The 24,007-nt window shown below is 40.8% G+C and carries 20 protein-coding genes; 12 read left to right on the forward strand and 8 right to left on the reverse strand.

Annotated features, from left to right (window positions below):
• The first annotated feature begins 104 nt into the window (after positions 1 to 104).
• Both CYG50_RS19300 and CYG50_RS19305 read left to right on the forward strand, forming a co-directional pair.
• Entirely contained in the window at positions 105 to 509 is a 405-nt protein-coding gene (locus CYG50_RS19300) for a DUF6088 family protein (RefSeq protein ID WP_102140046.1), read from the forward strand.
• Positions 496 to 1,461 carry a nucleotidyl transferase AbiEii/AbiGii toxin family protein gene (locus tag CYG50_RS19305; RefSeq protein WP_102140047.1) on the forward strand — a complete coding sequence of 322 codons (966 nt, stop codon included), beginning with the start codon at positions 496 to 498 and terminating at the stop codon, positions 1,459 to 1,461. The genes CYG50_RS19300 and CYG50_RS19305 overlap by 14 nt, the downstream gene beginning before the upstream one ends.
• A gap of 71 nt (positions 1,462 to 1,532) precedes the next feature.
• Here the strand turns inward: CYG50_RS19305 and mnmE are convergent, their stop codons facing one another.
• The 5 genes from mnmE to rpmH all read right to left on the reverse strand — a co-directional run bounded on the left by mnmE (position 1,533) and on the right by rpmH (position 5,399).
• Positions 1,533 to 2,897, reverse strand: a complete 1,365-nt coding sequence (gene mnmE, locus CYG50_RS19310) for a tRNA uridine-5-carboxymethylaminomethyl(34) synthesis GTPase MnmE (RefSeq protein ID WP_102140048.1) — start codon at positions 2,895 to 2,897, stop codon at positions 1,533 to 1,535.
• 101 nt (positions 2,898 to 2,998) lie between these two features.
• Complete coding sequence (gene yidC / locus CYG50_RS19315; RefSeq protein WP_004906225.1) at positions 2,999 to 4,648, reverse strand: membrane protein insertase YidC; 1,650 nt, start codon at positions 4,646 to 4,648, stop codon at positions 2,999 to 3,001.
• A gap of 2 nt (positions 4,649 to 4,650) precedes the next feature.
• Positions 4,651 to 4,911, reverse strand: coding sequence for a membrane protein insertion efficiency factor YidD (yidD, locus tag CYG50_RS19320; RefSeq protein WP_102140049.1), 261 nt, complete (start codon positions 4,909 to 4,911; stop codon positions 4,651 to 4,653).
• Positions 4,875 to 5,234, reverse strand: a complete 360-nt coding sequence (gene rnpA / locus CYG50_RS19325; RefSeq protein ID WP_102140050.1) for a ribonuclease P protein component — start codon at positions 5,232 to 5,234, stop codon at positions 4,875 to 4,877. Before rnpA ends, yidD begins: the two co-directional genes overlap by 37 nt.
• Before the next feature lie 21 nt (positions 5,235 to 5,255).
• The gene (gene rpmH, locus CYG50_RS19330) at positions 5,256 to 5,399 is read right to left on the reverse strand and encodes a 50S ribosomal protein L34 (RefSeq protein WP_042846776.1); all 144 of its coding nucleotides are present in this window, start codon (positions 5,397 to 5,399) and stop codon (positions 5,256 to 5,258) included.
• A gap of 761 nt (positions 5,400 to 6,160) precedes the next feature.
• Between rpmH and dnaA the strand changes: the two genes are divergently transcribed.
• The 7 genes from dnaA (at position 6,161) to CYG50_RS19365 (ending at position 17,612) form a co-directional block, all read left to right on the forward strand.
• Positions 6,161 to 7,552, forward strand: a complete 1,392-nt coding sequence (gene dnaA, locus CYG50_RS19335) for a chromosomal replication initiator protein DnaA (protein ID WP_102140051.1) — start codon at positions 6,161 to 6,163, stop codon at positions 7,550 to 7,552.
• Positions 7,553 to 7,557: 5 nt separating this feature from the next.
• A complete protein-coding gene (gene dnaN, locus CYG50_RS19340) occupies positions 7,558 to 8,658 on the forward strand; it encodes a DNA polymerase III subunit beta (protein ID WP_102140052.1) in 1,101 nt (366 codons plus the stop codon).
• Between the two features lie 9 nt (positions 8,659 to 8,667).
• Positions 8,668 to 9,762, forward strand: a complete 1,095-nt coding sequence (gene recF / locus CYG50_RS19345; RefSeq protein ID WP_102140053.1) for a DNA replication/repair protein RecF — start codon at positions 8,668 to 8,670, stop codon at positions 9,760 to 9,762.
• A gap of 18 nt (positions 9,763 to 9,780) precedes the next feature.
• Entirely contained in the window at positions 9,781 to 12,195 is a 2,415-nt protein-coding gene (gene gyrB / locus CYG50_RS19350) for a DNA topoisomerase (ATP-hydrolyzing) subunit B (protein WP_102140054.1), read from the forward strand.
• 301 nt (positions 12,196 to 12,496) lie between these two features.
• Entirely contained in the window at positions 12,497 to 15,394 is a 2,898-nt protein-coding gene (locus CYG50_RS19355; protein WP_102140055.1) for an autotransporter domain-containing protein, read from the forward strand.
• A gap of 212 nt (positions 15,395 to 15,606) precedes the next feature.
• Positions 15,607 to 17,190, forward strand: a complete 1,584-nt coding sequence (locus CYG50_RS19360; RefSeq protein ID WP_102140056.1) for a phosphoethanolamine transferase — start codon at positions 15,607 to 15,609, stop codon at positions 17,188 to 17,190.
• 74 nt (positions 17,191 to 17,264) lie between these two features.
• Entirely contained in the window at positions 17,265 to 17,612 is a 348-nt protein-coding gene (locus CYG50_RS19365) for a DUF1622 domain-containing protein (RefSeq protein ID WP_102140057.1), read from the forward strand.
• 71 nt (positions 17,613 to 17,683) lie between these two features.
• Here CYG50_RS19365 and asd read toward each other — a convergent pair whose 3' ends face one another.
• The 3 genes from asd to CYG50_RS19380 form a co-directional block, all read right to left on the reverse strand.
• The gene (gene asd / locus CYG50_RS19370) at positions 17,684 to 18,790 is read right to left on the reverse strand and encodes an aspartate-semialdehyde dehydrogenase (protein ID WP_102140058.1); all 1,107 of its coding nucleotides are present in this window, start codon (positions 18,788 to 18,790) and stop codon (positions 17,684 to 17,686) included.
• A gap of 336 nt (positions 18,791 to 19,126) precedes the next feature.
• Positions 19,127 to 19,267, reverse strand: coding sequence for a type B 50S ribosomal protein L36 (ykgO, locus tag CYG50_RS19375; protein WP_102140059.1), 141 nt, complete (start codon positions 19,265 to 19,267; stop codon positions 19,127 to 19,129).
• A 2-nt stretch (positions 19,268 to 19,269) separates the two neighbouring features.
• Positions 19,270 to 19,530: a type B 50S ribosomal protein L31 gene (locus CYG50_RS19380; RefSeq protein ID WP_004906261.1), complete on the reverse strand. Its 261-nt coding sequence runs from the start codon at positions 19,528 to 19,530 to the stop codon at positions 19,270 to 19,272.
• A 250-nt stretch (positions 19,531 to 19,780) separates the two neighbouring features.
• Here CYG50_RS19380 and nagK point away from each other — a divergent pair, with 250 nt between their 5' ends.
• The 3 genes from nagK to CYG50_RS19395 all read left to right on the forward strand — a co-directional run bounded on the left by nagK (position 19,781) and on the right by CYG50_RS19395 (position 23,996).
• A complete protein-coding gene (gene nagK, locus CYG50_RS19385) occupies positions 19,781 to 20,692 on the forward strand; it encodes an N-acetylglucosamine kinase (protein WP_102140060.1) in 912 nt (303 codons plus the stop codon).
• Positions 20,693 to 21,081: 389 nt separating this feature from the next.
• The gene (locus tag CYG50_RS19390) at positions 21,082 to 21,720 is read left to right on the forward strand and encodes an OB-fold-containig protein (protein WP_102140061.1); all 639 of its coding nucleotides are present in this window, start codon (positions 21,082 to 21,084) and stop codon (positions 21,718 to 21,720) included.
• A gap of 74 nt (positions 21,721 to 21,794) precedes the next feature.
• A complete protein-coding gene (locus CYG50_RS19395) occupies positions 21,795 to 23,996 on the forward strand; it encodes a flotillin family protein (RefSeq protein WP_102140062.1) in 2,202 nt (733 codons plus the stop codon).
• Positions 23,997 to 24,007 lie beyond the last annotated feature (11 nt).

A 24,007-nucleotide genomic window follows, 5' to 3' on the forward strand; every position in this document is an offset into this window, starting at 1 on the left:
ATAATAAATATTTGTCATTTTAACTTATTATTTTTGTCGTATTTTCTCCATTGAGAAATGTCGTATTTTTGATTATAATATAATCAAAGCGCATAGGAGGTATAATGACAATACAAGACAGAATACAAAAAAAAGTAAAGCGTTCTAAACGTTCTGTTTTCCTACGCTCTGACTTTTCAAAAATAGCTGATTATGATCAAGTAGGCCGTATACTCAAAAAACTTACAGACAATGGTTTATTAATGAGAATTGGTTATGGTGTCTATGTAAGAGCCAGAGTGAATCGCATCACTGGTAAATTAATGCCAGATAACCCAAGTGGTGCTGATGGCGTTATTATCGAAGTAATGAAAAAACTCAATGTTGATTATACTTTTGATAAGCTATCTCTGATGAATTTGTCTGGTGAGAGTACACAAATTCCTTCTAATATTAAAATCATCCCTAAAAATCCTAAATTTACTCGTAAAATTAAGGTAGGGAAACAAAGTATCAATGAAACTCGATAGCTCTTTATTTATTGATGTTGCCGATGCCATAGGGCTCGGCAACCCAGCGATAGTTGAAAAAGATTATTATGTTGTTCAATTACTTAAACTCCTATCTAACTTTCAGTTTACATATCACCAAGCTATCTTTTCAGGAGGAACAGCTCTCGCCAAATCGGATATCAAAACTTATCGAATGTCTGAAGACATTGATATAAAACTAATTCCAAACCAAAGATATTCTGAATTAGCATCTCGAAATGCAAGAAAAACAGCCCGAAGAGAAATAAAAAACATTATTGAAGAAATAATTAACCAAAATTCTATTTTTTCTTTAGATAATGCGCCTTCTGTTAAAGATGAATACCGCTATTTTTCCTTTGATATCCGTTATCCTCAAGATCACAGGCAAGCACCATGTTTACGTCCTTTTATAAAATTAGAATTTATAGAGACAGACCTTCTTAGTGAACCCATATCTAGGAATATTCAATCTATTTATTCAAATGTTACAGAATCTGATATCGAAATTTATAACATGATTTGCTCGGCAATTATTGACACTCAAGCTGAAAAGTTACTATCGATGCTACGAAGAACAGCGAGTGTCGCAAGAAATGGCCAACGTGAAGATGATGAGACACTTATTCGACATGTTTATGATACTTTTCATATACAGCTATCCCAACCATCTAATATTGAATTCTTAAGTCAATTACTGAAAAAAGCACTTGATGGAGATATTACAAGATATGGAAATCAACATACACAACTGGTTGACTCGCCTATTACAGAACTTCGCTATGGGCTAAAATTATTAGTAGAAACCCCAAAATTCATAGAGCGTTATAATAACTATGTAAGTCCTATGGTTTATGCAGAAGTTCCTACTCAATGGGATGAAGCAATTATTGCTTTTACTAGCTTAGCTCATCAAGTATTGGATTATATAGAACAAGAACTTAATAAATAAACTAAAAGTTAGCCAATTTTTATTACCCATTGGCTAACCACTGTACCTTTTATCTTACTAGCTAATAGTCATCACTTCCCGATACAAAAACTTGAGAAGATACGGCCTAATAAATCATCAGAGGTAAATTCACCGGTAATTTCACTAAGTTCCTGCTGAGCTAAACGCAATTCTTCTGCTAATAACTCACCGGAGCGAGCATTCACTAACTGGTCATAACCCTGTTCTAGGTGAACGGCGGCTGCATTTAGTGCTTGTAAATGGCGGCTACGTGCTAAGAAACCACCTTCTGTATTGCTGTTAAAGCCAATGGCTTCTTTTAGGTGATCGCGCAGCAAATCGATGCCTTTTTCTTCGCGTGCAGACAAACGAATTAACGGATAACGCGTATTATCAATAAACTCAACGGGTTCACCCGTCATATCCGCTTTGTTACGAATTACGGTGACCGGAAGTTCATCGGGTAAACGCGCCATAAATTCAGGCCAAATCTCTTGTGGTTCAGTTGCATCGGTTGTGGTGCTATCTACCATAAACAGCACGTGGTCCGCTTGTTCAATCTCTTTCCACGCACGTTCAATACCAATTCGCTCAACTTCATCACTGGCTTCACGCAGGCCTGCGGTATCAATGATATGCAAAGGCATACCATCAATGTGAATATGTTCACGCAACACATCACGCGTCGTACCCGCAATATCCGTGACAATCGCAGCTTCGCGACCCGCCAATGCATTTAACAAGCTCGATTTACCTGCATTTGGGCGCCCGGCAATCACCACTTTCATTCCTTCACGTAATAAACTGCCTTGGCGAGCTTGGGAACGAACTTGTTCTAAATCTGCCACGACTTCATTGAGTTTTGCTTCAATTTTACCGTCAGACAGGAAGTCAATTTCTTCATCAGGGAAATCAATCGCTGCTTCTACATAGATTCGCAAGTGAGTGAGTGCTTCCACCAATTGGTGAATATGGGAAGAAAATGCGCCCTGTAGGGAGTTCATTGCAGAACGAGCCGCTTGCTCTGAACTTGCATCAATCAAGTCAGCAATCGCCTCTGCTTGGGCTAAATCCAGCTTATCGTTTAAAAACGCACGCTCAGAGAACTCTCCCGGATTCGCAATGCGAATACCAGTAATCGTTAATATTCTTCTTAGCAATAAATCAAGAATAACTGGGCCGCCATGTCCTTGTAATTCAAGCACATCCTCACCCGTAAATGAATTTGGTCCAGGGAAGTAAAGTGCAATACCTTGGTCAAGAACAGCACCGTCCACATCACGAAATGGCAAGTAGTCCGCATAGCGCGGTTTAGGGAGTTTTCCCAGCACGATTTCAGCAACTTGTGCCGCTTTCGGGCCAGATACACGTAAAATACCGACACCACCACGACCGGGAGGTGTTGCCTGTGCGACGATAGTATCGTTGATTTGCATGATGTTTCTCTGTCATTCCTATAAAAAAATTAAGGCGGTCATTAAATGGCCGCCTTAATATTATATCGATAGCTGAGCAGAAGGCTCACCTAAAATTCAATTTATTTCTTTTCTTTCTTATCGCGACTGTGTAGACCACGTTTTTCCAGACCACGGTAAATCACCTGCTGCTGGATAATGGTTACTAAGTTACTCACGATATAATACAGAACCAGACCTGATGGGAACCACAGGAAGAAGATAGTGAACACGACTGGCATGTAAGTCATAATCTTCTGCTGCATTGGGTCAGTGACTGCAGTTGGTGACATTTTCTGAATAACGAACATGGTCACACCCATCAATACCGGTAGGATATAGTACGGGTCTTGTGCAGACAAGTCTTGGATCCAACCGAAGAATGGTGCGTGACGCAGTTCAACAGAACCCATCAACATATAGTAAAGTGCAAGGAAGATAGGCATTTGGATAAGCAGCGGTAAACAACCACCCAGTGGGTTTACTTTCTCTGCTTTATACATCGCCATCATTTCTTGGCTCATGCGTTGTTTGTCATCACCAATACGCTCACGCATTGCAGCCAGTTTAGGTTGCAGTAAACGCATTTTCGCCATCGAGGTGTACTGTGCTTTAGTCAGCGGGTACATAATACCACGAACGATAAAGGTGATAACGATGATGGCAATACCCCAGTTACCCACGAAACCGTGAATGAATTTCAACAGTTTGAACAGTGGCTGAGAGATAAACCATAACCAACCATAATCAACGGTTAAGTCTAAATGTGGTGCAACTGCGGCCATTTCAGACTGAATTTCAGGACCAACCCATAATGTTGATGAATAAGTACCTGCACCGTTAGCTGCGATAGTCATTGGTTCACTCTTATAACCAATGATGGCAGATTTTTTATCAAGGTCGATGGTATAGAAAGTGCTCTTTTCCGCACTTGCCGGGATCCACGCCGTTGCAAAATATTGTTGCAACATTGCCACCCAGCCACCTTTGGTGGTTAAGTCGAGGTTTTTATCTTCGATGTCGCCAAAGCTATATTTTTTATAGTTGTTTTCATCAGAAGAATACGCCGCACCACGGTAGGTATGCAGAGCAAAATTGCTGCTGCCTGTATCACGCTCTTTCGGTAACTCGATAGTTTGTTTTAACTGACCGAAGAAAGCGAGACTCAGTGGTTGAGCGGTTGGGTTTTGAATACTGTATTCAACTTCAACAGTATATTGGCCACGCTTAACAATATACGTTTTCTGATACACAACACCGTTGTTATCAGTAAATGTCATTGGTACGCGCAAGACATCTTGGCCTTTCTCTAATGTGAAAGTTGTAGAATCTGCGCTATACAGCGGACGTTCGCCATTATTATTTGCTGGGTTGTCTGGACCATGAAGACCAATTAAACCACTCTGTGCCTGGTAGACAAAGCCTGGATTAGTTTCCAGTAAACGGAAAGGGCTTTCCGAATGAAGGGTCGCAGGATAGGCTAACAGGTCAGCCTCATCGATATCACCACCACGAGTATTGATGCGTATATCCAGTACATCAGTCTTGACTGTGATGAGCTTACCTTGCCCACTGCCAGTTACGGCTTGAGCATCACTGCTTGGCATATCCGCTTGTTGCGAAGTTTGAACAGTTTTAACGTCCTGAGCAACTTTATCGCTCTCCCAGGCCTGCCAAACTAAGAACGACACGAACAACAAAGCGATGAGTAGAAGATTGCGTTGCGAATCCATCGTTATAATTCTCTATTATCATCAGTTTTTCTAGGTGGGACAGGATCATCTCCACCAGCGTGTAAAGGGTGGCATTTTAATACGCGTTTCGCCGTTAACCAACTCCCTTTTAGCATACCAAACCTGCGCAATGCCTCAATTCCGTAATTTGAACAAGTAGGATTGAAGCGACAACGAGGCCCTAACAACGGGCTAATAGCCAGTTGGTAGCCTCTGATCAGCATGATCAGGATTTTTGAGCCAAGCGACGATGACGACGCCATAACTTATCCAATGCTTCCGTGATCTGTTGATTGTCAAGATTGGCGACCCCTCTCCTTACCAATAACACAAAATCCATTGGAGGCAAGTCGTGTTGATGTAAACGAAAGTATTCACGCGCTAATCGTTTAATACGATTTCGCTCATGAGCTCGTTTAACATTTTTTTTAGCGATGGTAAGACCGATGCGGGGATGCCCCAGCTCGTTTAGGCGACCAAGGATTGTTATCTCTGGGGAACTCGCCCTCTGCGGCTGCTTAAAGACATTATCGAAATGCCTGGGAGTTAACAAACGTAACTCCCGGGTAAAAGCGAGCGTAACCACTTGAATAGAGGGCTAGCTTTATTACTTAGATGAAACGGTCAGACTAGAGCGGCCTTTCGCACGACGGCGAGCCAGAACTTGACGACCATTTTTAGTAGCCATACGAGCGCGGAAACCGTGTGAACGGTTGCGTTTCAGTACGGACGGTTGAAAAGTGCGTTTCATAACGATTTCTACCTAACTTTAAAATTTATTACTGATTCAGTAAACGCGTTGGCAACCAGTGAAAACTGATTTACACCTGTGCCTCTATCGCAACAATATAGAAAGAGGCAGGATTGTAATAAAACATAGGGGGTCACGTCAATGAAATGACGCAATCAAACCACTTTTATTTATAGCCTGGCTGACCGGTTTGCCGACATATGTTGTGACAGCCGACGAATGATTACATTCGTATACTGACTGAAAACCTGCTTTTTGCCCCGCCCCGCCTAACATTAACGTTAAAATAGAGCGATATGACCCAACAAGTTTACCTCAGTTTCGTGTAAAAATCACATCTGTACTGTACACAGGGAGGAAGATTATACGGACTCCGCCCCAAAGCGCAAGGATCTTCAAGAGATCTAAAAATATTTTTTGATCATACAGAATATTTCCAGTAAATCGTCTAAAGTTATCCCCAGCATGTGGAAAAATGGCAGTAAATTAAGGTAGCCCAGTCTATTTCTTCTTTATAAGAGGTTCCTTATCACATTTACCTGTGGATAAAAAGCATAAAAACTGTGTAAAAGAATGGAGATCTCTGACTAATTTTGCGGTATGATCGCAGGTCTATTTCTGATCCATCGATCAGCGATATGCAGTAAGTAAGAGTTAACCTAAAACATTTTTGGGTCATTGCGATTAAACGTAAGCCCGAGAAAATTCTTTGTTTACATCCGTACTTCTTGTTCCATTGACCTTGTTTAGGGGAGTCCAACGTGTCACTTTCGCTTTGGCAGCAATGTCTTGCCCGATTGCAGGATGAACTACCTGCCACAGAATTCAGTATGTGGATACGCCCTCTTCAAGCTGAATTAAACGACAATACACTGGCACTTTATGCCCCAAATCGTTTCGTTCTCGACTGGGTTAGAGACAAGTACATCAATAATATCAATGAATTATTGAATGACTTTTGTGGAACTGACGCGCCTGCACTACACTTTGAGGTAGGCAATAAACCGATTACAGTCGCACCGGCAGCAGCACAAGCACGTACAGCTCAACAAGTACCTGCATTTGCCGTTCCGTCAGCCCCAATGAAACCGAGTTGGGACAATTCAGCCAAAGTACAGCCTGATGTTGCTTATCGTTCTAATGTAAACCCTAAGCACACTTTTGATAACTTTGTTGAAGGTAAATCGAACCAATTGGCTCGCGCTGCAGCGAGGCAGGTGGCAGAAAACCCAGGTGGTGCCTACAACCCATTATTTCTTTATGGTGGGACAGGTTTAGGTAAAACCCACTTATTACATGCTGTCGGCAATAGTATTATGCAGCATAAAGCCAACGCTCGCGTGGTTTATATGCACTCAGAACGTTTTGTTCAAGATATGGTCAAAGCTTTACAGAACAATGCCATTGAAGAATTTAAACGTTATTATCGTTCTGTTGATGCACTGCTTATTGACGATATCCAGTTTTTTGCTAACAAAGAGCGCTCACAAGAAGAGTTTTTCCATACTTTTAATGCGCTACTTGAAGGTAATCAACAAATTATTTTGACCTCCGACCGTTATCCAAAAGAGATTAACGGTGTGGAAGATCGCTTAAAATCGCGTTTTGGCTGGGGCCTAACCGTCGCAATCGAACCACCAGAGCTAGAAACTCGAGTCGCGATTTTAATGAAAAAAGCAGATGAAAATGAGATTCAACTTCCGGGTGAAGTGGCCTTTTTCATCGCCAAACGCCTTCGCTCGAACGTTCGTGAGCTAGAAGGGGCGTTAAACCGCGTGATTGCCAACGCTAACTTTACTGGCCGGGCGATTACTATCGATTTTGTCAGAGAAGCACTGCGTGACTTATTAGCACTACAAGAAAAGCTGGTAACTATTGATAATATTCAAAAAACAGTTGCTGAATATTATAAAATTAAGGTAGCAGATTTACTGTCTAAGCGCCGTTCTCGTTCTGTCGCACGTCCGCGTCAAATGGCAATGGCACTAGCAAAAGAGCTGACTAACCATAGTTTACCTGAAATCGGGGATGCCTTTGGCGGCCGTGACCATACCACGGTGTTACATGCTTGTCGTAAAATTGAACAATTACGGGAAGAAAGCCATGACATCAAAGAAGATTTTTCTAATTTAATCAGAACATTATCATCTTAATTGCTATGAAATTTACAATAGAACGTGAGCAGTTATTAAAACCGTTACAACAGGTTAGTGGTCCTTTAGGTGGGCGTCCAACTCTGCCTATTTTAGGTAACCTTTTATTACAGGTAAAAGAAGGCACCCTCCAACTCACTGGAACCGACCTTGAAATGGAGATGATGGCCAATGTTGCCCTAACAGGGGAGCATGAAATTGGCGCAACCACCGTGCCCGCACGCAAGTTTTTTGATATCTGGCGTGGGTTACCTGAAGGTTCTGAAATTCATGTAGAGCTGAATGATGACAGACTGCTCGTCCGCTCTGGGCGTAGCCGCTTCTCATTATCCACTTTACCCGCTGCTGATTTTCCAAACCTAGATGATTGGCAAAGCGAAGTGGAATTTTCTCTTCCGCAATCAATACTGAAACGTTTAATTGAAGCTACTCAGTTTTCAATGGCGCACCAAGATGTCCGTTATTACCTCAACGGCATGCTATTTGAAACCGAAGACCAAATGCTCAGAACCGTTTCAACCGATGGACACAGGCTAGCAGTCTGTTCGATGGATATTGGTCAATCGCTACCCTCTCACTCAGTGATAGTGCCTCGTAAAGGGGTTATTGAGCTAATGCGTTTGTTAGATGGCGGTGATACCCCTCTACAACTGCAAATTGGTAGTAATAATATTCGCGCTCACGTTGGGGATTTTATCTTTACCTCTAAATTGGTTGATGGCCGTTTCCCTGATTACCGTCGCGTATTACCCAAAAACCCAGACAAAACCTTAGAAGCTCGCTGTGATTTACTCAAACAAGCTTTTTCTCGCGCGGCTATTTTATCGAATGAGAAATTCCGCGGTGTGCGCTTGTATTTCAGTGAAAACCAATTGCGCATTACGGCTAATAACCCAGAACAAGAAGAAGCCGAAGAAATTGTTGATGTAAGCTACCAAGGTACTGAGATGGAAATTGGCTTTAACGTCAGCTACATCTTAGATGTCTTAAATGCGCTAAAAAGTGAAAACGTGCAACTTCTGTTAACCGACGCTGTTTCCAGTGTGCAGATTGAAGACGCTGATAGTAAAGCAGCGGTGTATGTTGTCATGCCAATGCGTTTGTAATCGGTATTTATGATCCTTTCGCGTTTATTGATCCGTGATTTTCGAAATATTGAAAACGCGGATCTCTCCCTTGCTAATGGGTTCAATTTTTTAATTGGCCCCAATGGGAGCGGTAAAACCAGTATACTGGAAGCCATATATACACTCGGTCATGGCCGTGCCTTTCGCAGCATTCAAGCGAACCGAGTTATTCGCCATGAGCAAGAACAATTTATTCTTCATGGTAAACTGAGCCATTTAGATGAACAGCGAAACGACCTTTCATTAGGTTTAAGCAAAAACCGCGATGGTGATAGTAAAGTCCGAATAGACGGCACTGATGGCCATAAAATTGCAGAACTAGCAAAATTATTGCCAATGCAACTGATTACCCCAGAAGGGTTTACCTTGCTAAATGGCGGCCCTAAATATCGACGTGCTTTTATTGATTGGGGTTGTTTTCACAATGACCCGCTGTTTTTTTCAGTGTGGTCAGATTTAAAACGGTTATTAAAGCAACGCAATGCCGCTTTACGGCAAGTCACTCGTTATGAGCAAATTCGTCATTGGGACACACAACTGGCACCGCTTTCCGAGCAAATAAGCCAATGGCGCCATGACTATATTGCAGGTATTGCTGAAAATATTGAGCAAACTTGCCAACAATTTTTACCCGAATTTTCACTCTCGGTATCCTTCCAACGTGGTTGGGATAAAGAAATTGATTATTCAGAACAATTAGAGCGCCAATTTGAGCGTGATAGAGCACTAACCTATACCGCTTCAGGGCCACATAAAGCGGATTTGCGTATTCGAGCAAATGGAACCCCTGTTGAAGATATGCTTTCACGGGGTCAATTGAAGCTGCTTATGTGTGCATTACGGTTAGCGCAGGGTGAGTTTTTCACCCGTCAGAGCGGGCAACAATGCCTGTATCTACTGGATGATTTTGCTTCTGAACTTGATGCCGGCCGTCGCCAATTACTGGCAACCCGTCTCAAAGCTACACAAGCACAAGTGTTTGTCAGTGCCATTACACCTGAGCAAGTTAATGATATGATAGATGCAAATAGCAAGATGTTTAGTGTAGAACATGGCAAAATAGAAGTTCAACCTCAGGAATAGAAAGAGCAGGAAACGTTGATGTCGAATACATATGACTCCTCAAGTATCAAGGTATTAAAAGGACTGGATGCGGTGCGTAAGCGCCCGGGCATGTATATCGGTGATACAGACGATGGAACAGGTCTTCATCACATGGTTTTCGAGGTTGTCGACAACGCTATCGACGAAGCCCTCGCAGGCTTTTGTGATGATATCGTGATCACTATCCATGCCGATAACTCTATCTCCGTACAGGATGATGGACGTGGTATCCCTACTGGTATCCACGAAGAAGAAGGCGTCTCTGCCGCAGAGGTTATCATGACCGTTCTGCACGCAGGGGGTAAATTTGATGACAACTCCTATAAAGTCTCCGGTGGTTTGCACGGTGTTGGGGTTTCCGTTGTTAACGCCTTATCTGAAAAATTAGAATTAGTTATCCGTCGCGATGGCAAAGTTCATGAGCAAATCTACAAACATGGTGAGCCTCAAGGGCCTCTGACTGTTGTCGGCGAAACCGACCAAACAGGAACCCGCGTTCGTTTTTGGCCAAGTATGGACACTTTTAAAGGTGTCACTGAATTTGAATATGACGTCTTAGCAAAACGCTTACGTGAGTTATCATTCTTAAACTCCGGTGTTTCTATCAAGCTCATTGATAAACGTGATGGCAAAGAAGACCATTTCCATTATGAAGGCGGCATTAAAGCCTTTGTTGAGTATTTAAGCCGTAACAAAACCCCTATCCACCCTTCTGTCTTTTATTTTTCAACTGAAAAAGACGGTATTGGCGTTGAAGTTTCAATGCAGTGGAATGATGGTTTCCAAGAAAACGTATACTGCTTCACCAATAACATTCCTCAGCGCGATGGGGGGACTCACCTCGCTGGTTTCCGTGCAGCAATGACGCGTACATTGAATAACTACATGGAAAAAGAAGGCTATCAGAAGAAAAGCAAAGTCAACGCAACCGGTGACGATGCACGTGAAGGCCTGATTGCAGTTATTTCAGTAAAAGTTCCAGATCCTAAATTCTCATCACAAACCAAAGAAAAATTGGTCTCTTCCGAAGTGAAAACAGCGGTTGAAACAATCATGAATGAGAAATTAGTTGAATATTTACTGGAAAACCCGAACGACGCAAAAATCGTTGTCGGTAAAATCATTGATGCTGCACGCGCACGCGAAGCTGCACGTAAAGCCCGTGAAATGACACGTCGTAAAGGCGCGTTAGACTTAGCTGGCTTACCGGGTAAATTGGCTGACTGCCAAGAACGCGACCCTGCGCTATCTGAACTGTACCTTGTGGAAGGGGACTCCGCGGGCGGCTCTGCAAAACAGGGCCGTAACCGTAAGAACCAAGCAATTTTGCCACTGAAAGGTAAAATTCTAAACGTAGAAAAAGCGCGTTTTGATAAAATGCTATCTTCACAAGAAGTGGCAACCCTGATCACCGCATTAGGCTGTGGTATTGGTCGTGATGAATATAACCCAGACAAACTGCGTTATCACAGCATCATTATCATGACGGATGCGGACGTCGATGGTTCGCACATTCGTACACTACTATTGACCTTCTTCTACCGCCAAATGCCTGAAATCGTTGAACGTGGTCATATCTTTATCGCTCAACCACCACTGTATAAAGTGAAACGTGGTAAACAAGAGCAATATATTAAAGATGATGATGCAATGGACGATTACCTGATTTCTATCGCTCTTGATGGCGCGGAACTGCATTTAAGTGCCGAAGCCCCAGCCATGAAAGGCGAAGAACTCGAAAAACTGGTTGTCGAATATAATGCTGCACACCGTATTATTCGTCGCCTCGAGCGCCTTTACCCTCAAGCTCTACTTAACAGCTTGGTTTATCAGTCAACCTTAACTGAAGATGACTTAAAAGCCAGCGAGAAAGTAGAAGAGTGGGCAAAAACACTGGTTAAACGCTTAGAAGATAACGAGCAATTCGGTAGCACTTACAGCTATACCGTTAACGAAAACCGTGAGCGTCAATTATTCGAGCCAACTATCCGTATTCGCACCCATGGTGTTGATACCGACTACAATCTCGATTTTGACTTTGTTCATGGCAGTGAGTACCGTCGCATTACTCATTTAGGTGACTTAATCAGTGGCTTAATTGAAGAAGGTGCTTACATCAAGCGTGGTGAGCGTCGTCAAGATATCGATAACTTTGAAGAAGCTTTGACTTGGTTAACGCGTGAGTCACGTCGCGGCCTATACGTACAGCGTTATAAAGGTCTTGGTGAAATGAACCCAGAACAACTTTGGGAAACCACCATGAACCCTGAGACGCGCCGTATGATGCGTGTAACAGTGAAAGATGCGATCGCAACCGACTTACTATTCACCACATTAATGGGTGATGCTGTTGAGCCACGTCGTGCATTTATCGAAGAAAATGCCCTAAAAGCAGCGAATATTGATATTTAATTATTCAGCTAACTGAATAATATTTAATAACCCCATACGAAAGTTTGGGGTTATTTTTTTATAATTATTTTTTTATAGTTATTATTTTACTTTCACCATTTAATCAAACCAGTAGTAAAAAAATAAAAAAATAAAACCCGTCAATAGAAAACCACATTATAAAAAATAAAACAATTTAAAATAAAGCTTATCACTTTAATTAATAACGATTTTTTATTTTTAAAACTGTCATAAAAAATAAATATATTATAAATAAACTCCGCCAAATGAAATTTTCACCAATAGCATCGGCGGGATTACAATGAGAAAAACCTTTATATCAGTATCAATAACTTTATTACCATTCATATTCACAAATACTCTAATAGCAAAAAATCATATTTTAGAATTAGAGAAAAACATTATCGATACAAGAAATACATGGCTTGAGGATATAAAACACAATGTTATTAATAATACCCCTAAAGAAGGCAGCGAAGTTGCTGAGCAAGATAGGCTTATTAGCAATGAATACATCAATATCACAGGTGAAAGAAAAAATTTAGCACACGCAGATAAATCCCAAAGCTCAGATTATTTATTTAACAGTTATCAAACGATACTGTTTGGCGAACAGGGTATTAATATAAAAGACCATAAACAATATAAAGAAATCCGTTCGTTACATGATACAAGCACTCGTGCTTATGATGAAAAAAAACAACGTACTAGGTCGATTGATTTTATTCTAAAAGACCATTTTAAGCGTGGTCGTCCTTACCAAGTATTGGATGACGAAGGTCATTATATTGCAGGTTATTCACATATACAGGGCTCATCTTACCCTAGCGGCCATACGTGGAATGGTTTTAAGCAAGCAGCAGTATTGGCGATGATTTTCCCCGAAAAAGGCAGTGAAACGTTCAACCGAGCGATTGAATACGGTGAAAGCCGCGTGATTGTTGGCGCACACTTCGCTACCGATACCATCGCTTCTCGTGTAGGTAATTATTATTTATTATCACAGCTGCTATCCGATGAAAAAAACAGCAAATTCATTGTTGAGTCGGCTAAAAATATTCGTACAGATATTTCATCGTCATGTTCAAATAACAGTCAAAATTGTCTAACCGTATCTAACCCTATAACCAATGACCATATTGGTTACTATGGAAAAAAAGAAACGCAAAAGATATCTATGATCGAGCCTAAAAATATACCTAAAACGGCGGGTTATTTACTTCGATTACGCTTCCCATACTTGAATAAAACACAGTGGAACAATATTTTAGCCAGCACTGCGTATCCAAGCCAATCAATTGCGGGTTGGAATATTAAAGAAAATGATCCAAATAGCTATTGGGGGTTAATTAACTTACCTGCGGCTCATCATGGCCCCTCCTATTTATATGAAAACTTTATCGTCAATCAAGACGTTAATGACTTTGATATTGCTAATTTCGGTAAACTAGATGAATGGAAAAATAATATTCAAGGTACGGGAAAGTTAACGAAACAAGGCCAAGGGACATTAGTATTATCTGGCAACAATACCTTCGCAGGCTTTACAGTAAACCAAGGCCATTTAGTCTTAACGGGTGAGAATAAATACTCGCAAAAATCCCATATAAATGGCGGAACGGTTACCCTTAAAAAACACTTAGATTCCGCAGTTGATGTCCAGAAAGGAACGTTAGTCTTAGATGACGGAAAAATCGGTGCTTCGGTGAATATTAACCACCACGGTTTACTGACGGGCAATGGGAGCATTCGACAATTAACCGCTAACCAAGGTGCAGTTGTTGCACCCGGTCACTCAATTGGCACAATTAACATCATTGATTCCGTAACTTTTGCACCCAACAGCCATTATTTGGTTGAAATCAATTCAGCAGGTAAAAACGATAAGGTCATCAGCCAAGGCTCGGCTTTATTAAAAGGTGGTACCGTCAGTGTCACGCTTGAAAATCAAAATAACCCGCTTTCTAAGCAAGATATCCACCAGTTATTTGATACACAATATACGATATTAAGCGCTCAAAAGGGGATTGATGGCCAATTTGATGCTGTTGTGCCTAATTACCAGTTTATTGGAACGACACTAAATTACACCCCCAAAGAGGTTACACTTAAGGTAGGGCGCAATAACACTGCATTTTCCAGTGCGGCTGCAACGCAAAACCAAACCGCTGTGGCTAACGCCATTGAAACGCTTCCTACGCACCATGCTCTCTATAACCAAACGTTAAAAAGCCAAACAAAACAACAAGCTCAAGCGATATTTCACAATGTCACCGGGCAAATATACGCTGACCTATTATCCAATCAAATAAATAATAGCCGTCAGATTAAAGAAACAGTACTTGAACAAGCTCGCTTGTCTGGATCATGGAGTAGCGAAAGCAAAGGCAATGTATGGGTCAAAATGCTCTATGATTGGGATAAAACGACTGGTGATAACAATGCCACTGGGTATAAGTCATCAAATTATGGTCTATTGCTTGGGGCAAATCGACGTTTTATCAATGAAAAAATGACATTGGGTATCGCGGCAGGGTTTAGTCAAAGCACCTTATCTAGCGGCCTAGACCACGGTAACAGTAACAACTACCATGCCGCCATTTATGGTAGCGCTTTATGGCAACCTATCGCGGTTCGTGCTGGGCTCGGTCACACTTCACATCTTATTCATACCGAACGCTCAATTAGTGATGGCACAAGTCACTCTGCGAGCTATTATACCAACACACATCAAGCTTTTATGGAGCTGGCCTATCCAATTAACTCAAATGGGATAAATATTGAGCCATTCACCAATCTCACTTATATCAGCGCAATGAATCATGCTATTAATGAAAACATCAACAACACATCACTACAGGCACGTAAACAGCGCATCAGTACAACGTTATCTACCCTTGGGCTACGCCTTGATAACCAATGGAAATTGAGTAAAACATCAAATATCGGTTTACACGGTGAGCTTAATTATCAATATCAATATGGGAATTTAAATAGAGGGATAAAATTGAATTTTACTGATACCGCAAGCTCATTTACAACACATAGTGTTCCTGCATCACGCCATGGTGTCGCATTAAAAATCGGTACTGATATCAATATAAAAGAAAATACTAAGCTATCAATTAATTATAATAAATTTTTATCAAAAAATTATAGCGATAACAATATTGATGCCAAAATTGCGGTAAGTTTCTAACTCAATATTTTACCTCCCCCTCACGAGTTGTGAGGGGCTAGTCATGACTAAACATCACGATATTTTACAGTTTTTTACGCCACTATTTTGATTATCTTACCTTTTTTTATGTTATAAACGAATAACACCCTAAGTTAACCAGATGTTAACTTATTATTTTTTAATGACTTCTATAACCTCTGATTAAGGTCAAAAATACGTAAAATAACACTATGATTCGCCAACTTATTATTTCAATTTATGCATTATTGGTATCTATCATCCCTGTATTTTTTAGTGGAGATATCAGCATTATTGCAGACATTGCCATCATAATTTCAGGGGTGCTTATCATACTGTTATGTGCCGGTATTTATCGGTTTTTACTTGGCAAAATTTTTACTGTTTTTGTGTCACTTCTGTGGGCTCTCAATTTATCTGTTTCATTCTTCTTTTATCAAAAACACGATATCCGCTTTTCTTCTTCGATTGCAGAAACTTTTATCAATACCAATAGCAGCGAAACAGTTGGAATGCTTTCCTATAACATTGGTTATGTTATTTTTTATTTACTTGTTTTTTCGGCTTATTTAGCCTGTATCCATCAATGCGCAAAATATATGAAGCGTCGTATTACAGCGGTAAGTATGGCACTAATTTGTGGTTACCTATTAGCCATTCCAGCCTATTACGCATCATTACTTAGCAAACCCGATAGCGCTTTATTGATCACGGAAAAATACTTCTTAAGCACCCCTTTCTATAATGCTGCAGCTTTAGTCAAAAATTTATATGAAAACCGAGGGATAAAAAAAATATCATCACAAGAAGTGGCTTTTAACTACCAGAAAAATGCGTCTGAAACTGAAATCTATGTTCTTGTCATTGGTGAATCATTGCGCCGTGACCATATGGGTTTTTACGGCTATCAATATGAAACAACACCCAATTTAAATCAGCGAAAATCACAAATATTGGCGTTTCAACAAGCCTATTCCCCTGCACCGGTGACTATCTTGTCAGTCCCTATTTCACTGTCTAATATTCGCTTTGAGCAAATGCAGGATAAATCACACTATTCGGACAATATCATTTCATTAGCCAATCATGCAGGCTTTAAAACCTATTGGGTCAGCAACCAGGGAAAAACTAATAAACGTACCAGTATTATTTCTGCTATTGCTTCTATGTCACAAAAGAAAGCTTGGAACGAATTTGTCGGCTACGATGAAGAGCTGCAAGATGACTTCAATAATGCTATCAATGACCCCACTGATAAGAAAAAGCTCATTGTGTTACATACTTATGGCAGCCATGAACCTGCCTGTAACCGCTTCCCTGAAACTGAACTAAAAACATTCAGTGGCCAAGAAGATGACGATTGCTACGACAGTTCAGTAGCATATACCGATAAATTTATCGAAAACCTAATACAACAACTCGAAGGGAAACCTGCGACTTTGATGTACTATTCAGACCATGCGTTGCAACGCCTAGACAGCGATAACAATATTCACTACCACCATGGCGTTAACAACCCAAGAAAAGAAGCCTATGAAATTCCTTTGCTGATTTGGTACAGCGAAAGTGCCAGTAAACCAAACATCAAACCAGTAAACTTGCAGTCACCTTATTCTACAGCGAATAATTATTGGCTAATCAGTGATTGGCTTAATATACAACAAGGTTCGCAACAAGCTTGCTTATCACCTTTACGTGAATGTCATCAACCCAATAAGAATATTCAGGTCATTGATGGCAATCGAAATATTTTATCCATTAGCCAATTACCTTCTGAGACGATAGATCCACAATAAAACTCGATATTTTGGCAATATTTGCTCATAGTTAACAAATATGAATCCAATTTACTTATCGAGTCGAGGTTTTAATGTTCGATTTAGTTTTTTTACGTGAATTACTGGTCTCGAGTGTTCACGTACTTCAATTACTTTTAGAAGCAATTTCAGTTATCTGCGTAGTGATTGGGTTAATCAAGACCCTGATCGTGTGGATGAAAACCCAAAAAGCACGTACCGCTCGCTATTGTTTTGGTGATTGGCTAGCCACTGCGTTAGAGTTCCAATTAGCCGCTGATATCTTAGCAACAACCGTTGACCCAGATTTAGATAGCCTCATTAAACTCGGTATTATTGCCGTGATCCGAACATTCTTGAACTACTTCTTAGCAAAAGAGTTAGAGCACCAGCCGCCGCAGAATGAACCGGCTCGTCACTAATTTAGGTACAAAAAAAACCTGCATATTAAATTATGCAGGTTTATCGAATACGACTTATCGCTGCGCCGCGCTTATAATAAAATCCGTAACATACGACGAAGAGGCTCAGCAGCTCCCCACAGTAATTGGTCACCAACCGTAAAGGCAGATAAGTATTCAGGGCCCATATTCAGTTTACGCAAGCGGCCAACAGGGGTGCTAAGCGTGCCAGTGACTGCCGCTGGAGTTAACTCACGCATAGTGATTTCGCGGTCATTAGGAACCACTTTCACCCAATCATTATGTGAGGCAAGCAATTGCTCAATTTCACTCAACGGAACATCTTTTTTCAGCTTCAATGTGAAAGCTTGGCTATGACAGCGCAGCGCACCCACACGAACACATAACCCATCAACTGGAATAATATTATTGCCCGTTTCTAAAATTTTATTGGTTTCTGCTTGGCCCTTCCACTCTTCGCGGCTTTGGCCATTTTCTAACGCTTTATCAATCCATGGGATCAGGCTACCCGCTAATGGTACGCCAAACGCATCCGTTGGCATTGTGCCACTGCGAGTGAAATCTGTGACTTTTTTCTCGATATCTAAAATAGCGGAGGCCGGGTCTTGGAGTTCTTTAGCCACTTGCGTGTGCAAAGACCCCATTTGTGCCAGAAGCTCACGCATATTTCGAGCCCCAGCCCCTGATGCCGCTTGATAAGTTGCCACAGATGCCCATTCCACTAAATTATTAGTGAACAACCCACCTAAAGACATCAACATTAAACTTACCGTACAATTCCCACCGACAAAGGTCTTAATGCCTTTATTTAAGCCGTCTTGGATATGTTGGTTGTTCACGGGATCAAGAATAATAATCGCATCATCTTTCATACGTAATGAAGACGCAGCATCAATCCAGTAACCATTCCAGCCAGACTCACGAAGTTTAGGATAAACTTCATTCGTGTAGTCGCCGCCTTGGCAGCTAATAATAATATCCAATGCTTTTAGTGCATCGATATCAAAAGCATCTTGTAAAACGCTACGATGGCCACCATAAACCGGCGCTTCTGCACCCTGTTGTGACGTGGTAAAAAATACAGGACGGATCGCATCAAAATCACGTTCTTCGACCATTCTCTGCATCAATACTGAGCCGACCATTCCACGCCAGCCAACAAACCCTACATTTTTCATTTTCACTCACCCTGTTCGTTTAAATTTTTACCAAGAAATTTCTAGTTTCGACCCCACAAAGTAAATACCGTCATTGTTATCATTCATTCAGTATTCACAAAAATTGAAACTAGAAATTTTTCGGATGTATTAAACCTGACAAAATATGCATCCATGTGCAAGTGAATTTCATCACTAATAATAAGAAGATTAGTAATCATGCTAATGATCGAGGGGATCAGTGGACAAAAAAACAAATAAAAAAAAGCCACGGCAGAGAGCAATAATCTGCAATGGCTAAGCAAATAAAATATAAAGTGATACAGGAAATTTTATAATTATGTTTAAATTCAATAATTAGCGTTTTTTCTTACAGCCTTGCACTGCTTTAAAACGCGGGTTTGTTTTGCATATCACATACACCCGGCCACGACGGCGAACAATTTGGCAATCTGGATGACGGTTTTTTGCCGTTTTTAATGAACTCAGTACTTTCATCTTCATTTACCCTCTGACTGTAAAAAACGACCAAAACGCTTCTGGAACTGTGCCGTTTTGCCTTCCTGAGAAATCATTTTCTGTTTACCGGTATAAAACGGATGTGACTGAGAAGAGACATCAAGCGTGACATACGGAAATATTTCACCCTCATACTCGATTGTTTTTTCAGTTTTTATTGTTGAGCCTACTTTGAAATAGGCATCTGCACTTGTGTCATGAAAAACCACGGTACGGTATTGTGGATGGATCCCCTGTTTCATAATAACCACCTAAATGTTATGTTATAATATAACAATATAGCATTTGAGATAGCGGTGCAATTATTTTTATTCAAAAAGGTTCAAAAAAGCGAAAAGTTAAGAAAAGAGTCCATATACAAAATAAAAACCAAAACAGTAATTTATCCTCTGATGAACTTTTGTATAATTAGACCAGTAGATTCCATCACTTATTATTTATCAAATAGATACATTATCTTTTTAATAAATAAACCATTAGGGGAAGATGAAAATGTATTACGGCTTTGACATGGGCGGGACAAAAATTGAACTTGCCGTCTTTGATAACGAATTAAATCAGGTCTGGCAAAAGCGTGTTCCTACACCCAAAGATGACTACCAAACGCTCTTAAATACATTTCTTGAGCTCACACGAGAAGCAGATGAAAAATTTAACTGCCAAGGAAAAGTGGGTGTTGGCGTTCCGGGTATCGTAAACCACGTTGAAGGAACCGTATTTACAACCAATGTCCCTACTGCACAATACAAACCTTTAATTCATGATCTTGCTAATATATTACAGCGCCCAGTAAAAGTAGAAAATGATGCAAATTGCTTTGCATTATCAGAAGCTTGGGACCCTGATTTCAAACGCTACCCTACCGTTCTTGGCTTAATTTTAGGGACTGGTGTGGGCGGTGGGTTCATTATAAATGGTAAAGTTTTATCCGGTAAAAATGGAATTGCAGGGGAAATAGGCCACATGAACCTCAGCGTTCGTGGAGCCAAGCTATTAGGGGAAAAAGTTCCTGAAATAACTTGTGGCTGTGGCCAAACAGCTTGCTTTGAAACCTATTTATCCGGCCCGGGCTTTGAGCGTATTTATTCTTCATTCAACAATGAAAAACGTTCGGCTATCGAAATTATTGAGCTATATAAACAAGGTGATATTCAAGCAAAAGAGCATGTTAACCGCTATATGTCATTACTTGCGATGTTTATGGGGCAAATTGTCACTGTTTTTGACCCCGACTTAGTGGTTATTGGTGGAGGGTTATCACAGTTTGAAGAGATCTATAAACAACTACCAGAAGTGCTTCCACAATACCTATATGGTATAGCAACATTACCTGCAATCGAAAAAGCACGTTATGGTGACTCTGGAGGCGCACGAGGTGCGGCATTCCTGAACTTGATAGACTAATCTTACTTTTTTGCGCTTCATAATAGTTTTCATCCATGAAGCGCGAATTTATCACTTTAATCTTATTAATCCCCCCCATTTTGTACTTTAAACACGCTTATTATAGTTGAGAATGATTATCATCAACTTGATTATTAATGGTAAAATCCTATCTCATTAATGTCTTACTATTATCGATAAGACTTTAGGAATAACTTCACCAAATAAAGCTGGATAAACAACCAGTACTATAAGAGACTTCAAAAAATTAAAAGTGCTTATAGACTAGTCTGATACTGCTATTAATTAAAAAATATATTATTAAGCTAAATAATTTTATGGTGATAAATTAAACAAACGTTCCTTTTCACGTAAGCTCAATAATGCATTAATAATAAAGAGAAAACCCTATGAGTTTGTTTTTCCATAACAGTTTGATGTTCCCGACAATTATCTTTAGTGGTTTGCTAATCATTGTTCTATTTTATTGGTTATGTGCCGCTTTTGGCTTATTGGATATCGACGTATTTAATCTTGATACCGAATTTGATGCTGGCATTGATGCAACAGGTTTCGCGGGTTGGCTAACCAAGCTTGGCTTAGCAGGGATCCCTGTCACCATTATTGTCACGTTATTTACTCTTTTTGGTTGGATAATCAGTTATTTCAGCGTACATATCTTTATTCGCTTCATTGATACTGATTTATTACGTTATCTCGTCAGCTTCGCCGTTTTTGCGATCACCCTATTTATCTTTCTTCATTTAACCGCTTTGTGCTTAAAACCTGTGCGCAAAAAATTGGTGAGCCTTAATAAACCCAAAACAGTACAACAACTTATCGGTAAATACGCCACAGTACGTTCAGGAACGGTGAGTGAACAAAATGGCGAAGCGCTATTAGAAGATGGCGGAGCCGGGTTAATTTTACAAATACGCGCCCCATCCTCCGAACAGTTAAAACGCGGTGATCGTGTTGTTATTATTAGCTATGACGCAGCATCGCACAGTTACCAAGTTGTCAGTGAAAATGAGTTTCGCCACGGATAACTTCGCTTTTTAAAATAAATATCTTGCTTGCATAATCGAAATGACGTCATCGTCAGAACCAATGGAGAATTAATATGGACTTGGCTGCACTAATGCCCTTTTTAACAATTATCGGGGGGATCATCCTAGTTATTTTAGGGTTCTTTGGGTTATTCAAAGCCTTCTATATCAAAGTTCCACAAGGTACTGCTTTGATTGTCAATGACATGTCATCACAGCCTAAAGTGCATTTTACAGGGGCATTAGTTTACCCTGTCATCTACAAAAAAGAATTCATGCGTATCTCTTTGCTAACACTTGAAGTTGATCGCCGCGGTAAAGATGGCTTGATTTGTCATGATAACTTACGTGCTGATATCACTGTTGCTTTCTATTTGCGAGTGAATGAAACGACAGAAGATGTGCTGAAAGTTGCAAAAGCTATCGGTGTTGACCGTGCATCAGACCATCAAGCGGTCAGTACATTATTCAGTGCAAAATTCTCTGAAGCCTTAAAAACAGTCGGTAAGCAACTGGATTTAGCCACTTTATTTGAAAACCGACAAGACTTCCGTGATCGCATTGTTGATGTGATAGGAAAGGACCTTAACGGCTATGCACTTGAAGATGTGGCGATTGATTACCTAGAACAAACACCAAAATCAGCCTTAGACCCAAACAATATCTTTGACTCCGAAGGTATTCGTAAAATTACTGAAATCACCGCGATCCACAATATTGAGACCAACCAAAAAGAGCGTGATCAAGAGCTCGCAATTCAAAAGAAAAACGTTGAAACCCGCGAAGCAAGTTTAGCCTTAGAGCGCCAACAAGCCGATGCCGAAGCTCGCCAAAAACGTGAAATTGATAATATTCGTGCACGTGAACAAGCTGAAACCTTACGTGTTCAAGAAGAAGAGCGCCTTAAAGCAGAGCAAGCGCGTATTCAAACCCAGCAAGAAATTGAAATCCGTGAAGAAAACCGCATGCGCGAAGTTGAAGTTGCTCAACAAAACCGTACTCGTGCAGTCGCCATCGAAGAAGAACGCGTGAGCCGCGCACGTGAGCTCGAAATTGTTGCCCGTGAAAGAGAAGTTGAATTACAACGTATAGAAAAAGAAAAAGCACTCGAAGAAGAACGCAAAAATATCTCCAATGTTATACGTGAGCGTGTAGCCGTTGAAAAAACCGTGGCACAAGAAGAAGAACGCATCAAAGAAGTTCGTGAAGTCTCTGAAGCTGAACGCATGCGCCAAGTCACCGTGATTAACGCACAGGCAGAAGCAGAAGAGTCGCTAGTTCGCCAAGTGAAAAAAGCCGAAGCTGATGAAGCCAGTGCTAAACACCGTGCAGAAGAAATAAGCACCATGGCACAAGCAGAACTCGAAGCATCGGCAAAGCAAGCTGAAGCCAAAAAGCGCTTAGCTGAAGGGGTTGAAGCCGAACACGCGGCATTAGGTTTAGCAGAAGCTCGAGTTCGCCAAGCAACTGCAGAGGCAGAAGAAAAAGAAGGTCTTGTTCTTGCCAATATTACGGCTGAGAAACTGTTAGCAGAAGCACGTGGGCTGAAAGAAAAAGGCTTAACAGAAGCCCAGGTTATGGAAGCTAAAGCTAAAGCAGAGCAACAACAAGGGTTTGCTGAAGCAAAAATCCTTGAAGAGAAATTAGCAGCCCAAGCTCGTGGTGAAGAACAACAAGCAAATGCTAAAGAAAAACTAGGCTTAGCTGACGCGAAAGTACTGGAAGAAAAACTGGCAGCACAAGCTCGAGGTGAAGGACAATTAGGTTCAGCGCAAGCAGAAGTTATCCGCCAACGCTTGAAAGCTGAAGCCGATGGTTTAACCGACAAATTTAAATCAATGGATCACCTCAGCGATACTGCACGTTCACATGAAGAGTTTCGTATGCGCCTTGAGAAAGAGTTCGAACAATCCATGGCCTCTATCGACGCAAATAAAGAAATTGCCCGCGAGCAAGCTGATGTATTGGCTGCAGCTCTTAGCAAAACCAATATTGAAATTGTGGGCGGCGACGGCAGCTTCTTCAACACCTTCTCTAAAGCACTAAGCCTCGGTAAAGCGGTTGATGGCTTTATGGATAAAAGCAGTTTCGCAAAAGAAAATGTCGAGAAGCTCATAAATCGTAGCAAAGAAGACAAAAAAATTGATATTGCCGCATTATTGAAAAACCCAGAAGTTCAAGACCTTATCAACGGTTTTATGGCAGCTAAAGGGGCTAACCAGCCAGCAAAAACAGTCATGTCAAAACCGATTCCACCGACGGATGACCAGCTGTAAACCTTTAGCAC

Origin of the sequence: Providencia huaxiensis (assembly GCF_002843235.3) — a bacterium.
Taxonomy (GTDB): Bacteria; Pseudomonadota; Gammaproteobacteria; order Enterobacterales; family Enterobacteriaceae; genus Providencia; species Providencia huaxiensis.